General features: G+C 32.3%; 15 protein-coding genes and 1 riboswitch. Of the genes, 13 read left to right on the forward strand and 2 right to left on the reverse strand.

Annotation, left to right across the window (positions count from 1 at the left end):
• Positions 1–79: 79 nt before the first annotated feature.
• The 3 genes from CN692_RS20105 (at position 80) to CN692_RS20115 (ending at position 1,933) form a co-directional block, all read left to right on the forward strand.
• Complete coding sequence (locus CN692_RS20105) at positions 80–787, forward strand: nitroreductase family protein (RefSeq protein ID WP_098120900.1); 708 nt, start codon at positions 80–82, stop codon at positions 785–787.
• A 288-nt stretch (positions 788–1,075) separates the two neighbouring features.
• Positions 1,076–1,654, forward strand: a complete 579-nt coding sequence (locus tag CN692_RS20110; protein ID WP_098121112.1) for a YdeI/OmpD-associated family protein — start codon at positions 1,076–1,078, stop codon at positions 1,652–1,654.
• An 81-nt stretch (positions 1,655–1,735) separates the two neighbouring features.
• On the forward strand, positions 1,736–1,933 hold the full coding sequence (locus CN692_RS20115; RefSeq protein ID WP_098120901.1) for a hypothetical protein: 198 nt from the start codon (positions 1,736–1,738) through the stop codon (positions 1,931–1,933).
• Positions 1,934–2,005: 72 nt separating this feature from the next.
• Here the strand turns inward: CN692_RS20115 and pdxK are convergent, their stop codons facing one another.
• Positions 2,006–2,821, reverse strand: a complete 816-nt coding sequence (gene pdxK / locus CN692_RS20120) for a pyridoxine/pyridoxal/pyridoxamine kinase (RefSeq protein WP_098120902.1) — start codon at positions 2,819–2,821, stop codon at positions 2,006–2,008.
• A gap of 262 nt (positions 2,822–3,083) precedes the next feature.
• Positions 3,084–3,261, forward strand: a riboswitch (Lysine riboswitch).
• 199 nt (positions 3,262–3,460) lie between these two features.
• On the opposite strand from pdxK, the gene CN692_RS20125 reads away from it, so the two are divergent.
• The 3 genes from CN692_RS20125 (at position 3,461) to CN692_RS20135 (ending at position 6,838) form a co-directional block, all read left to right on the forward strand.
• On the forward strand, positions 3,461–4,930 hold the full coding sequence (locus CN692_RS20125; RefSeq protein WP_098120903.1) for an amino acid permease: 1,470 nt from the start codon (positions 3,461–3,463) through the stop codon (positions 4,928–4,930).
• A gap of 638 nt (positions 4,931–5,568) precedes the next feature.
• On the forward strand, positions 5,569–6,261 hold the full coding sequence (locus CN692_RS20130) for an MBL fold metallo-hydrolase (RefSeq protein WP_098120904.1): 693 nt from the start codon (positions 5,569–5,571) through the stop codon (positions 6,259–6,261).
• 16 nt (positions 6,262–6,277) lie between these two features.
• Positions 6,278–6,838 carry a TetR/AcrR family transcriptional regulator gene (locus tag CN692_RS20135; protein WP_098120905.1) on the forward strand — a complete coding sequence of 187 codons (561 nt, stop codon included), beginning with the start codon at positions 6,278–6,280 and terminating at the stop codon, positions 6,836–6,838.
• Between the two features lie 104 nt (positions 6,839–6,942).
• On the opposite strand, the gene CN692_RS20140 is transcribed toward CN692_RS20135, so the two are convergent.
• Positions 6,943–7,242 (reverse strand): hypothetical protein, encoded by a 300-nt coding sequence (locus tag CN692_RS20140; RefSeq protein ID WP_098120906.1) that lies wholly within the window; start codon positions 7,240–7,242, stop codon positions 6,943–6,945.
• A 200-nt stretch (positions 7,243–7,442) separates the two neighbouring features.
• Here CN692_RS20140 and CN692_RS20145 point away from each other — a divergent pair, with 200 nt between their 5' ends.
• From CN692_RS20145 to CN692_RS20175, 7 genes are all read left to right on the forward strand, one after another.
• A complete protein-coding gene (locus tag CN692_RS20145) occupies positions 7,443–8,429 on the forward strand; it encodes a zinc-dependent alcohol dehydrogenase family protein (RefSeq protein WP_098120907.1) in 987 nt (328 codons plus the stop codon).
• 164 nt (positions 8,430–8,593) lie between these two features.
• Positions 8,594–9,235, forward strand: coding sequence for a response regulator transcription factor (locus CN692_RS20150; protein ID WP_098120908.1), 642 nt, complete (start codon positions 8,594–8,596; stop codon positions 9,233–9,235).
• Positions 9,236–9,252: 17 nt separating this feature from the next.
• Positions 9,253–10,356 carry a sensor histidine kinase gene (locus CN692_RS20155; RefSeq protein WP_098120909.1) on the forward strand — a complete coding sequence of 368 codons (1,104 nt, stop codon included), beginning with the start codon at positions 9,253–9,255 and terminating at the stop codon, positions 10,354–10,356.
• A gap of 153 nt (positions 10,357–10,509) precedes the next feature.
• Entirely contained in the window at positions 10,510–11,445 is a 936-nt protein-coding gene (locus CN692_RS20160) for an ABC transporter ATP-binding protein (RefSeq protein ID WP_098120910.1), read from the forward strand.
• 36 nt (positions 11,446–11,481) lie between these two features.
• Complete coding sequence (locus CN692_RS20165) at positions 11,482–12,603, forward strand: ABC transporter permease (protein ID WP_098120911.1); 1,122 nt, start codon at positions 11,482–11,484, stop codon at positions 12,601–12,603.
• Position 12,604: 1 nt separating this feature from the next.
• A complete protein-coding gene (locus CN692_RS20170) occupies positions 12,605–13,750 on the forward strand; it encodes an ABC transporter permease (RefSeq protein WP_098120912.1) in 1,146 nt (381 codons plus the stop codon).
• Between the two features lie 436 nt (positions 13,751–14,186).
• Positions 14,187–14,930 (forward strand): SDR family NAD(P)-dependent oxidoreductase, encoded by a 744-nt coding sequence (locus CN692_RS20175; RefSeq protein WP_098120913.1) that lies wholly within the window; start codon positions 14,187–14,189, stop codon positions 14,928–14,930.
• Positions 14,931–15,068 lie beyond the last annotated feature (138 nt).

The raw sequence follows: 15,068 nt of genomic DNA on the forward strand, positions 1-15,068 counted from the left end.
GAAACTGTAGTTGACTTTTATACAGTTAAAGTCATATACTGTATTTGTAAATAATACAGTTAATCAAGGAGAGATCAATATGTCTAGTACGAAAACAGAAAGAGAAGAATATTTAAATAAAGTAAACGAAATTGATTTTGGAACTGATGCACCTAAAGAAATTGAAAGCACAGATTTCTTTACTGTAGCAAATGAAAGAAGATCAGTTCGTCATTATGACCCAAGTTTTCAACTGTCTGATGATGAAATTAAAGAATTACTTGAAATTGCAATCCAAGCTCCATCATCATCAAACTTACAACCATGGAGATTTCTTGTCATTAAAGATCAAGAAACAAAACAAAAATTATTACCAATCGCAAATAACCAACAACAAGTTGTTGATGCATCTGCAGTAATCGCTGTATTAGGTGATATTGAGGCATTCAAAAATGCTGACCGCATTTATGATGAATTAGTCGCAAAAGAAATGATGACTCAAGAAGTTAAAGACTTCTATGTAGGCTCAATTGTGAAAAACTACGGAAGCTTACCAGAGGAAGTGGCTACAAAAGTTGCTATGATTGACGGTGGATTAGTATCAATGCAATTTATGCTTGCTGCAAAAGCAAAAGGCTTAGACACAGTACCAATGGGTGGATATGACCAAGCGAAGTTTATCGAAGCTTTCAATGTACCAGCAAACTTCAAACCAGTAATGCTAATTTCAGTAGGTAAAGGAATTAAAGCAGGCTTCGAAAAAGTTCGTCTAACTTTAGATGAAGTTGTTACTTGGGATAAATATTAAGAAATCAGGGTTAAATGAAGGACAGGGAATAGGGAGAACCTAGGACCTGTTCTTTTTTATTGTTATTTCTAAATTTTGTCCCTTTAACTCATCATCCCCTCTCACGGAACTACTAGTATTATAAGAATATGTATTGTAAAATTTAATCGAAGAAGTTTGTGAATCTATTGGGAATTTTGTTTCGGTACATAATGGCTATACTACTATAAAACGAACATATTAAATCCTTAAGATCGGTTATTATCTATTTAAGTAATTTTGTGAGGTGTTAGTGATTTGAATGGTAATATGCATCCTAAAGTTGAAGCATTTTTAATTAGAGCCAAAAAGTGGCAAGAAGAATTTTATAAATTGAGAGAAATCGTGCTTGAGTGTGAATTGACCGAAGATTTTAAATGGATGCATCCTTGTTACACGCTTGATAATAAAAATGTAGTTTTAATACATGGGTTTAAAGAATATTGTGCACTTTTGTTTCACAAAGGTGCGTTGTTACAAGATCCAAAAGGTATTCTAATTCAACAGACGGAAAATGTACAATCAGCACGTCAGATTCGGTTTACGAATATTCAAGAAATAATTGAAATGGAAAGCGTCTTAATCGATTATATTAAAGAAGCAATTGAAGTGGAAAAAGCAGGTTTGCAGGTTGAATTAAAAAAGACTGCAGATTATGAAGTTCCTGAAGAACTTCAACTTAAATTAGATGAAAGCCCTGCCTTTAAAACTGCTTTTGAAGCATTGACTCCAGGGCGTCAAAGAGCATATATTTATTATTTTTCTCAACCAAAACAATCGAAAACTAGAGCGTCACGTGTAGAAAAGTATATTGATCATATTCTTGACGGAAAAGGTTTAAATGATTAGTATAAAATTAATAAAAAAAATATATACATGCTAAATAAAGAGTGATTAACACTAGTAATATAAAAAGAAGGAGGGAATCGTATGGGGCAAAATAAACATGCAATTCATCTTCACAATATGCATCGTAACCATAATCAAAGAGTAGCTGAGTTTCATAAGCAACACGCTATTCAGATTGCAAATGGAGAAAATGGAAATGGTTTATTAGCTAGATGGGAAAGATTCGTTTTTTTCAAAGCAAGAGATTTATTTAAACTAATTAAAAACGTGATCAAGTGAACTTTTAAAAAAATGTAAAAACCACAAGGATTTAATTCCTTGTGGTTTTTATCTTATCTTATCTTGATTTATTTAAGCTTCACCATGTAAACGATAAGCCATATGATTTGTTGGGCCTACGTATTGATTAATTGGGAATGAGTGACGAATTGCTTCAGTAATGAATTTTTTAGCAGTGTTAATTGCTTCTCTTGGTTCTGCACCTTTAGCAAGCTCTGCACAAATTGCTGCAGAGTATGTACAACCTGCTCCATGTGTGTATGTAGTTTCAATTCTGTCAGATTCTAAATGTTCGATTTTTTCACCATCAAATAATACGTCGATTGCATTTTCATGTTGAATTTTGCTTCCGCCTTTTACTAAAACATATTTTGCACCTAACTCATGGATTTTGCGTGCTGCTTCCTCCATTTGTTCAACTGTACAAATTGGTGCCATTTTAGCTAATTGTGCTGCCTCGAATAAGTTTGGCGTTACAACTGTTGAAAGGGGAACTAAAATTTCTCTTAATGCATCATTTGTTTCTGGATGAAGAGCTTCGTCATTTCCTTTACAAATCATAACTGGGTCTACAACTACGCGATCAATATTATGTTTTTTAATCGTTTTTGCAGCTAACTCAATGATCTCAACTGATCCTAGCATTCCTGTTTTCATCGCTTGAATTCCAACACCAACTACGATTGTTTCTAATTGTGCTGCAATTGTATCTATATCAATTGGGAATACTTGATGATGCCAATGATTATGAGGATCCATCGCTACTAAAGTTGTAATTGCACTCATTCCATAAACATTACGTTCCTGAAATGTTTTAATATCAGCTTGTAACCCTGCTCCACCACTACTATCTGATCCCGCAAGTGTAAGTGCTTTATAAATTGTCATGTGAAAAATTCCTCCTTTGAAGTACATAGAAATATTATACATAAAGGAAGTAGAATGGTACAAGGTAAGAGCATTAGTCGCTAGACAATATTAGTAAAAAAATTGAAGTCTTACAATAAAATTGAGATTTTTACTAATCTTTTATGGCCTTTAGAACCACGATTCTCTTCATGTTACCCTCAAAATTTGTCGAAAAATCTATTGACAAACTAGATTAGTAGATTGTATATTGAACTTATAAAATTAAATATGATCTTTATCTCGTATGGATAGAGGCGCGGTTTTGATTAGTCATTACTTTGAGGTTTATGGGACCTATGATAAGTAATAAAAGGCGAAACTGCCGAAATAATAAATTTACCATTTAAATTTATTATTGGGCCTATTGCTAAATAAGCGTAGGACTGTCACAAGATTTCTTGTGGAGGGCTATTGAAGAGATGTTGATGTTGTTTGACACATATATTTGAGTCTAGAACACGTGAACATTGATTCACGTGTTTTTTTGTTTTTTACTGGATTTTCCAATCTTTACATATTGTTGAAAATCATGAGTAAAATACACATCATACAACACTTTATACCGTCCCATATTCTCGCGTAAAGATAAGATTGCAAGAATCAAGAGGAGGCAACAAGATGGGACTAACAAACCCGAAAAATGATCGTACAGAAACGAATACTAACCAAACTTCTTTAAAAAGAGGTCTAAAAGCAAGACATTTAACTATGATTTCAATTGGTGGATCAATTGGGACAGGTTTATTTTTAGCTAGTGGATCTTCAATAAGTGAAGCGGGTCCTGGTGGTGCTATTTTAGCTTACGGATTGATTGGTATAATGGTTTATTTCTTAATGACTAGTTTAGGTGAGATGGCGACTTATTTACCAGTTTCTGGTTCATTTAGTACTTACGGATCTCGCTATGTAGACCCAGCATTTGGTTTTGCAATGGGTTGGAATTATTGGTATAACTGGGCGATTACATTAGCTTTTGAATTATTAGCTTCAGCAATGCTTATGAAATATTGGTTCCCACATACTCCAGCAGTATTATGGAGCGGAATCTTTTTAGTTATTATTTTAGGTTTAAATTTACTTTCAGTTAAAGGCTATGGTGAATCAGAATTTTGGTTTTCATTAATTAAAGTAGTTACTGTAATTGTCTTTTTAATAGTTGGTATTGCAATGATTTTTGGTATTTTAAAAGGGCATGATGCAGGTTTTAAAAACTTTACTGTTGGTGATGCTCCATTCCATAATGGATTTTTAGGTGTATTATCAATCTTTATCGTTGCGGGATTTTCATTCCAAGGAACTGAATTAATTGGTGTTGCAGCAGGTGAGACAGAAAATCCAGAAAAAAATGTTCCAAAAGCTATTCGTCAAATTTTCTGGCGTATCCTTTTATTTTACGTGTTAGCGATTGTAGTAATTGGCTTATTAATTCCTTATACAGATCCTGACTTAGTGCGAGGCAGTGTTGCTGTTAGTCCATTTACTTTAGTATTTGAAAAATTAGGTGTTGCATTTGCAGCGTCTGTTATGAATACAGTTATTTTAACATCAGTTTTATCTGCAGGTAATAGCGGAACATATGCGTCAACACGTATGTTATATACTTTAGCAGTAGAAGGAAAAGCACCTAAATTCTTAACAAAAGTAAATAAAAATGGTGTTCCTACAAATGCTTTATACGTAACACTTGCAGTTGGTTCTTTAGCTCTTTTATCTTCATTTTTCGGTGAAGGTCAAGTTTACAATTGGTTATTAAATTTATCTGGTTTATCAGGTTTTATAGCTTGGTTAGGTATTGCGATTTCTCATTACCGATTCCGTAAAGGGTATGTTGCTCAAGGGAAAGATTTGAAAGAACTTCCTTACCGTGCAAAATGGTTCCCTCTAGGTCCAATCTTAGCATTCTTAGCTTGTTTATTTATTGTTTTAGCTCAAAACTATCAAGCATTTACTGGTCATGCAATTAACTGGCAAGGTGTTCTTGTTTCATACATTGGAATTCCTGTATTTTTAATTGTTTGGTTAGGTTATAAAACTAAACATAAAACAAAAGTTGTACCTTATGAAGAAATGGATTTAAGTAGAAAATAAATTACTATGTGTTCTAACCCTTTCATCTATGATGGAAGGGTTTTTTAGTAAGATAAGTAAGTATAAATTTTGAGGTGTACCACGGTTCTAAAAACTGTGGTATTTTTTTGGCTGTACTCTAAGCAAAAAAGGACCAGTCTATTTTTTGCCCAGTTTTTATATGGGGTTATTGATATACGCACAAAGCTGTGACATTGTGGGAGAATCAACCAATTAACACAGAAACCATTGGCATTATCGAGTAAATCAATTGATTTACTCGAAAGCTAGTTATTTTATGCACGAAATCTTTCCAAATACGCACGAAATTCATTGATTTATGCATAAACCCACGGATTGCAGAGTCCGCCAACCATCATATCAACAAAAAATCCGATATATCAACAAAAATCAGTACTATATCAACAAAAACAAATGCTTTATCAACAAAGTTCACAGCTTTATCAATAAAGTACACAAAGTGTTCGCCATTACCAAACAACAACTAGATCCAATAGTTTTCATCTTACAAAAAATGTAAGTATATTTAGTCATTTTAACGATTTTTATGGAAAATTTGGAATTTTTGTTCACAAAAACTAATACCATTAGTATTATAAAACTAAAGGTATTAGTTTTTATTATTAGGAGGGTATAATATGAAGATTACGAAAAATAATCATCTTTATGAGTTGAGCTTTTTACCCAATTTCTTTCCTGTAAATTGTTTTTTAGTTGAAGAAGAAAACGAGCTTACGTTAATTGACACAGCGCTATCTTTTAGTGCGGCTAAAATTTTGGATACAGCAAATCAAATAGGCAAAAAAATTACGAATATCGTTTTAACACATGCTCACGGTGATCATGTCGGTTCGCTTGATCAATTAAAAGCATTACTTCCAGATGCGGTCGTGTCTATTTCAAAACGAGATGCAAAATTATTAAAAGGGGATACTAGTCTAGAAGCAAGTGAACCCAATATTCCTATAAAAGGCGATGTTCCTAAAAATATAAAAACGATTCCTGATCGTTTACTTCAAGAAGGTGATACGATAGGCTCTTTAATAGCGTTTGAAGTTCCTGGTCATACGCCAGGCTCGATGGCATTTTTGGATCAACGCACAAATGCAATTATTGCTGGTGATGCTTTTTCGTTAAGAGGAGGATTTGCGATTTCCGGTCAATTAAGAATTTTATTTCCTTTTCCAACTCTTGCAACGTGGAGTAAAGAGACTGCATTAAATAGTGCGAAGAAAATTAGTGATTTGAAACCTACATTATTAGCAGTTGGTCATGGTACGATGCTAAGTCATCCACAAGCAGCGATTGACCGTGCCCTTAAAAAGCAGTAATGGGAGAGGGTATGATATGTCACCAAGAATTGGATTGAATTTTAATGAATTACTGAGGGCTTCAATTAAAATTGTCGATACAGAAGGGTGGGAGGCTTTAACGATCAGTTATCTTGCAAAGAAGCTAACGATTCAACCACCATCGATCTATAATCATGTTAAGAATTTGGATGAACTAAAAAATAGTGTTGCCCTATATGCTATTACACAGCTTTATGAACAACTTAAAGAGGCTGTTCATCATCAAAGGAACGAGAAAGCAATTTTTGCTTTAACCTTTGCATATCTTAATTACGCTCGAACTCATCCAGGTTTATACAAAGCTACCTTATCTCCGTCTCAGACACCAGAAGATGAGTATCATCAAACAGCGAATAAAATTTTAAACCTAATTTACGAAATAATGAAACCATATCATTTAAACGATATTGAACAGATACATGCGGTTAGAGGGTTAAGGAGCTTACTCCATGGTTTTGTCTCACTTGAAAATAGCGAAGGATTTGGTATAAATATTCCAATCGATGAAAGTGTGCTTTTTGTATTAAAAAATTATATAAGTAATTTGAAGCAATGATTTGTATCCATAATTAAAAGGATAGGAAGGTTTAATACCCTCCTATCCTTTTTATCGAGAAAATACGTTTTATTTAAAAGTAAGTTTTATGTCTTTATTTAAAATTAAACATTTACGCCATCATCAAAGTTTTTATTCCAGTTTTTATCTCCAAGATGTTCGAAATCTTCAGTAGTACGCTCTAATACGTCAATTAGTAGCTTTTTCATATTGTGAATATTGCTATAAAATAAAGTTTCTTCTTCTAAATCTGGTTTTGCATGATGTGCTGCCTTAATTGCTGTTTCGTCACGAAATCTTTTAACTTTTGTGTCTAACTCATCGAAGACATGTTTAACATACTTTACAATATTTCTATGGTTCAACGTATTTCTCTCATTTAATTCCTCTAATTTGTTTACCATAGTCATTTCCTCCATCAATAAGATTAAAAGATTAATATTGATTATACTGAAACATATCGAAAAAACAATGATAATTATAAAATTTTAACCATTATAATCAAAACTTTAGGATTCAGTGAATTGCAAAATTGTATTTTTTTAGAGCTGATTTATGCTACAATGACTTCAAAATATTTTCCATTTCGAAAGAGGGAGTCAATATGAAAGCGATTGTAATTCATCAATATGGAGATAGCTCTGAATTTAAACACGTTGAAATTTCAATGCCAAAGCCAACTGGTAATCAAGTATTAGTGAAAGTTGCTGGAACTAGTATTAATCCGATCGATACAAAAATAAGAAAAGGCATTGTGCCAAATGCGTTTCAGCCTAATTTTCCTATGATTTTACATAGTGATTTTTCTGGTGAAGTTGTTGAAGTAGGTGAGAATGTTACACAGTTTGAAGTTGGCGATTTAGTATTTGGTTTAAATGTCTTTAGTGGAACTTTGACAGATTATTTTTTAATTGAAGAATCGTTTATTGCTAAAGCTCCAATGAATTTACCGATTCAAGAAGCGGCTAGTTTACCATTAACGTCTATAACTGCGTGGGAAGCACTTTTTGATAGAGGTAATTTAAAACAAGGTGATCATATTTTAATTCATGGTGGAACTGGTGGTGTTGGTCACGTTGCTATTCAATTGGCGAAAGCTTTTGGAGCAATTGTTACGACAACTGTTTCATCAAATGAAAAAGCTGATTTAGTTAAAAAGCTAGGTGTAGATCACGTTATCAATTATAAAGAAGAGTCTGTAGAAGAATATGTAAATCGACTAACAAATGGACAAGGCTTTGATATTGTTTTTGATACTGTTGGTCAAAAAAACTTAGATAAATCATTTCTTGCAGTGAAACCAAAAGGTACCGTATTAGCAATCGCTGCACGTTCGACACATGACTTAACTCTTTTACATAATAAATCATTATCTTTGCACGTCATTTTTATTATGCTCACTCAAAAGACGAAAGAAGGGCGAATGGAGCATAGTGCTATTTTAAATAAAATTTCTTCTTTAGTTGAAGAAGGAAAATTAAAGCCACTCATCAATCCAAAATCATTCACGTTTAATCAAGTGAAACAAGCCCATGATTACTTCGAAAATAATGAAGTGCAATTTGGTAAAGTATTAATTGAAAATAAGTAATAGGTAGAATCCCTTTTGTTATTACATTAGGGATTTTTTTATTTTTCGTTCATTAAAATCTCTTTTCTACTATTAGTAATTGGTTTAAATAGGTATATAATGGAAATATAATTCGTGGAATAAAGGATGTGAAAACGAGGTAGAAATTTTCTCCCTCTATTCAAATGAAAATAAAACTAATTATTGCAGATGATAATTCATTTATTAGGGAAGGACTTAAAATAATATTGAGTTCTTATGAAGAGTTTGAAGTGTTAGAAACTGTAGATGATGGGAATGAGGCGTTTAAATATTGTCAAAGTCATCAAGTAGATGTTGCTCTTTTAGATGTTCGAATGCCTAATATGAATGGTGTGGAGGCTACGAAGCTTATTTCTGAGCAGACTAAAACGAAGCCACTTATTTTAACGACTTTTGATGATGATGAGTATATTATTGACGCTGTGAAAAATGGAGCAAAGGGCTATTTATTAAAAAATAATGACCCAGAACGAATTCGAGAAGCAATCAAAAGTGTTTATCATGGAAATACAATCATGCAGGATTTAGTACTGGATAAAATAAGAACGAATTTATCAAATAATACAAATATAACTGACACAAAGATTGACACAAGTTTATTTACTCAAAGGGAGTTAGATGTGATGTCTTTAATTGCAAAGGGCCTATCGAATAAGGAAATATCTAAGCAAATATATATATCAGAAGGTACTGTTGCTAACTATATTACTTCAATTCTTGGGAAAACAGGTTTAGAACATCGAACACAAATTGCTATTTTCTATATTACTGGGAAAGTAGACTGACTCTAAGGGTGTTACATATGGAGCGTTGGATTATTTTAAATAAGCTCTCTGTTATTTTGTATATTGCTTTAATTTGCATTTATAATGAAATTCCTAATTTCTCTTGGGTTCTTTTTGCACTACTTGTTTATTTTTGTATAAACATTAGTCTGTATTTAATCAAAAATACAAACTTGATAAAATTTTTGCTTATTTTATCAATTTGTTTAATCGTCTATTCCAATTTAAAGATTCAGCCATTATTTTTCTTGTTATTGCCTATGTCTATTTTTGAGATTGTTTCTTTCTTTATTTCGAAAAAATGGATTAGTTGGTTTCTTTCGTTACTCCCAATTTTTCACCTTCATCATTCTTTACAGCCGATTTATGGTTTAATTACGTTCGTTAGTTTTATCGTTTTTTCAATTGTGGATTTGTATAGCACTCGATTACGCTTTAAAGAAGACCAAATTGACAGGATGCGAAGTACAATTCAAAAGCTTTCAAAAAAATTAAATAACCATAGTGAGTTTATGGAACAGTCAGAGTACACTTTTAAATTAGAAGAGCGGAATCGAATTTCTCAAGAAATACATGATAAAATTGGGCATTCCATGACAGGTGCATTATTTCAAATGGAAGCAACTAAGCATTTAATGGGTCATAATCAGGAGAAGGCATTAGAATTACTGCAAAACGCAATTAATATTTCAAAGGATGGAATTGAAAATATAAGACTTACTTTAAAAAATATGAAGCCTCCGACTGAGCAAATGGGAATTCATCATATGAAATTATTCATAGATGAATTTTCAGCTAAGCATGATTTAAAAACGTTATTTGTTTATAAAGGAAACTTAGACCTTATTACGCCAATCCAATGGAAAATAATTCAGGAAAATGTAGTCGAGGCATTAACAAATACGATGAAATATGCTGATGCTACAGAGGTTTCAATTGAAATTTATGTAATGAATAAAATGATTAAAACGAATGTGAAAGATAATGGTAGAGGGAAAGTGATCGTTAAAAAAGGTTTAGGGATTATTGGTATGGAAGAGAGAACGGCAGCTGTAAACGGTAAAATAATTGTTGATGGCCAAGATGGTTTTTCGGTAACCACTTTGCTTCCAATCGAATAATTTCATATAGGTTTATTCATTTCTATGAAGTCCATAATCATATTACCTATGAAAAAACATGAATATTCTCATGTTGAAAAGGTGAACTAATACACTGATATTAGTTCACCTTTTTGCTTATAATAGCAACATAACGAACGGAGAGGTGAGAGAATGAAAGTTTTAGAGATAAAAAATTTAACGAAAAAATTTGGTGATTTTATAGCCGTTGATAATATGTCTTTGTCAATTGAAGAAGGAGAAATCTTTGGATTTCTTGGGGCAAACGGCGCAGGGAAAAGTACAACAATTAATATCATTTCCGGGTTACTTCGAAGTAATCAAGGTACTGTTGAAATCCTTGGTAAAAATAGTAAAAAGTATAATAAATTTGCGAAAATGAATATTGGAATGGTACCGCAGGATTTAGCTATTTATGAAGATTTAACGGCATATGAAAATGTCAGATTTTTTGCCGGCTTATACGGATTAAGAGGCTCAGAATTAAATGAAAGAGTAGAAGAAGCATTACAATTTGTAGGGCTTGAAGATAAATTTAAGGAGTATCCAAAAAACTTCTCTGGTGGGATGAAGAGAAGATTAAATATTGCTTGTGCGATTGCACACCGACCAAAGCTTATTATTATGGATGAACCTACTGTTGGGATTGACCCGCATTCACGTAATTACATTCTTAATAGCGTACGTAAGCTAAACGAAATGGGCTGTACAATTATTTATACGAGCCATTACATGGAAGAAGTGGAAGAAATTTGCTCTCGTATCTCAATTATTGATCATGGGAAAATCATCGCTGAAGGAACGAAAGAACAGCTTAAATCGATTATTACGAATACTAAGGATATTCGAATTGAAGTTAAAACAAATGAAAAAATTGATGTGACAGCACTTAAAGTAATTAATGGTGTAGAGAATGTTCATATTTTGGATAATGTGATTACAATTACATCAGATAATGGTGTAAATAATTTAAATAAAATTATTCAGCATTTTATTAATAGTGAGATTGAAATCAGCTCATTACAGGAAAACGCACCTAACTTAGAAACTGTTTTTCTTACATTAACAGGTCGAAACTTACGCGATTAATTTCGTGAAAAATCATTTAATAAGGAGGCAATTGGCTTGAATATTTTTAATATTGCTTTCATGGAAATTAAGCGTGACTTTCGAGATGTAAGGACACTACTTTTTATGTTAGCATTTCCAATACTTTTAATGCTTGTTTTAGGTACTTCACTTTCAAATGCTTTTACAACATCTGTCCCAATTAAAGATGTGCATGTCTTATACAAAGATCAATCAACTACAGGTGAATTTTCGAAGTATTTTAATGAATTTGTGAAAGGAACGAAGGATTCAGGAATTCATTTTAAAAAGGCAAATAATAATACAGATGGTGAGAAGGAAGTAAAGCGAAATCAATATGATGGATACATTTCTATTCAAGATAATGGAATTAAGCTTTATATAAATGAAGGTAACAGTGTTGAAGGTAGCGTTATTCAAGGAATGTTAACTTCTTTTGTTGATAAATATAATGTTGGAGTCGAGGTCGCAAAAATTGATCCAACTCAAGTTAAAGAAGTCTTTTTAGCAAATCATGACGATTATATTAAGGATACTTCTATTGCATCAAATAAACAGCCAGGTTCGATGGATTATTACGCGATTGCAATGACGACTATGATCGCACTTTATGGTGCCATGTCTGCAAGTAAATTGATTACTGGTGAAAGAGTTAGAAAAACAGCTGATCGATTAATTGTATCGCCTATTTCTAAATTTGAGATTTTTATAGGGAAAATACTTGGAAGTTTAGCAGCTAATTTTCTTTGTATTATTGTAGTTGTCTATTTCAGTAAATTCTTTTTTAAAGCAAACTGGGGTAATCATCTTTTATTAGTATTTATTGTATTACTAACTGAAGTGCTTCTTTCAATCAGTTTAGGATTGGTTGTAAGCTATATAACGAAATCAAATGCTTCTTCAAGAGCGATCATCATGATTGTTGTGCAACTATCATCATTCTTTGGTGGAGCTTACTTTAAATTAGGTGATACTAGTGGAATCTTAAAAATCATTACACATTTTTCGCCACTAACATGGGTTAATACAGCAATTACAAAAATAATTTATACAAACGATTTATCAGCTGCATTTCCCGCTCTTATTTTTAATATAGGTTTTTCTCTACTATTTTTAGTAGTTGCATCTATTTCTCTACAAAGAAGGGAGGGGCTGTAGGATGCAGACAGTTTTTTGGCTAATTTCGAATACTTTAAGAGCTACGTTCAAAAACAAGAAAAATATCATTATGTATATAGGTGTTCCTTTAATTGGTATTTTTATTTCCTTCCTAGCTTATGGAGGTTCAAGTAAAACAGTCGTTCATGTTGGAATTGTCAATAATGATCACCAGTATATTGCAAATGATACGGTCAAATTTTTAGATCATCTAGATAATGTTAAAATTGAAAAAATAAAGAAATCTGATGTTAACGATAAAATTGCTTCCGGATCACTTGATTGTGTCATTTCATTAGATAATGGCTTCACAAATAGTGTTCGTTCTGGTAATCCAGGGCATATTCAAATCACTTCTATAAAAGGTGCTCAAATTACAAGCTTCGTAAAATCTTATTTATATAATTATGTCGACAATATTTCAGCAATAGGTAAAGTTGCAAAAACAGATCAGGCTAAATTTGATCAAATGTATTCTAACTATCAAAGTGCAAGCTTTAAAGTATCAACAAAAACAGTATCAGATTCATCCCAATCTGAAAATATGACGACATATAGCTTAGGATTTTTGATTATGATTATGCTAATGTCAGCGGGGAATCTTTCTGAAATTATTTTAAAGGAAAAAGAAAATCGTATTTATTACAGACTCTTATCAGCTCCTATTAATGCTAGGATGTATATTTTCTCAAATATTGTAGTGAATATGATTATAATGACTGTTCAAGTAATCCTTACGCTCTTCTTTATGACGAATGTGTTCCATATCGATATTCATATTCCGTTTTGGGAAGCAGCAGTTGTTATGATGCTTTTTGCTTTGATTGCTGTAGGAATATCATTAATGATTGTAGCGTTCTCAAATAATTCAAAATCATCAGGGGCATTACAGAATTTAATTGTTGTACCAACCGTCATGATTTCTGGTTGTTTCTGGCCAATCGAAATTATGCCATCATCAGTTCAAAGAATTGCAGATTTTCTTCCTCAAAGATGGACGTTAGAGACATTGACGAAGCTACAAAGTGGAAGTAGCTTAGGAAGTTTATATTTAAACATCTTAATTCTTCTAGTATTTGCGATTGCATTTTTCTTAATTGCGATTTATAAGTTTAGTCGTAATAGTTCTACGAGAAATTTTGTGTAAGCTAAAAAAATCCATCTCTTTATTTAGAGATGGATTTTTTGAGTGTTGAAATATAATATTTTGAGCGGGTTTAAAAATACCAATAAAGCCTAGGTCATCGCTTATATCTTTTTTAAAAGTAGGCTCTGTTAAAGTAGATTGTTGATTTTCTAATTGAAATAAATTGCAGGTTAGTTCAATAAGGAATGGCTCTATAAGTATTTCTAGAATGTTTTGATTTAGTTATACCAGTAGGGGGAAAGTTAACAACTTCTTCAGAAAGTTTAGGGTAAGTTTTTTTCGATTGGGGAAGACTTGAGGTTGTGCATAGGACAAATTTTAGAAAAGAATAGAATATTAAAATAGTGGCATAATAAAGTCGGCATTTGTAATTTTACTTGAAGATAAAGTAGTCATCATAATTGGTGAAAGGTACTGAAATCTAGGAGGCATTGATGTGAAATTAAAGGACAAAGTAGCAATTGTTACAGGTGGAGCTAGTGGAATTGGTGAAGCGACTGTTCGCCTTTTTGTTGAAGAAGGCGCAAAAGTGGTCATTGCAGATTTTTCTGAACGAGGTAAAGGGATATCAGAAGAATTGAATTCCAATGGATATGATACGTTATTTGTTAAAACTGATGTAACAAATGAAGAAGATATTAAACAGATGATTAATGAAACCGTGAATAAATACAGTAAGTTAGATATTATGTATGCAAATGCAGGTGTTGCTGATGATGCGCCAGCACATGAATTGTCATTTGATAAATGGAAACGAACCATTGATATTAACTTGTCAGGAGTATTCCTTTCTGATAAATATTCTATTGAGCAGTTTCTTAAACAAGGCACCGGCGGAGTCATTGTTAATGCTGGTTCAATTCATAGTTTTGTGGCATTACCAGGTCCTACAGCCTATTCCTCTTCAAAAGGTGGGGTTAAACTATTAACTCAAAACCTATGTACTGCTTATGCAAAAAATGGTATTCGTATTAATGCGATTTGCCCTGGTTATATTGATACTCCATTACTCAAAAATGTTGATCCTAAAAATAAAGAATATTTAGTTTCTCTTCATCCGCAAGGCAGACTAGGAAAACCAGAAGAAATAGCAAAGGCTGTTTTATTTTTAGCAAGTGATGATGCTAGTTTTGTTAATGGTACAACTCTTCTTGTTGATGGTGGCTATACCGCACAGTAATTTAAGATAAAGACGATCATATCCCAACAAAGCAGTCTAAATCGTAGATCATTTAGAACTGCTTTGTTTTTTTATTTTATAAAACACCTTCTATAGGATAGCAGCTATACTGACAACAGACGTCAATGTGTGAACTGG

The sequence above is a fragment of the Bacillus sp. AFS002410 genome (assembly GCF_002556365.1).
Lineage (GTDB): Bacteria > Bacillota > Bacilli > Bacillales > Bacillaceae_G > Gottfriedia.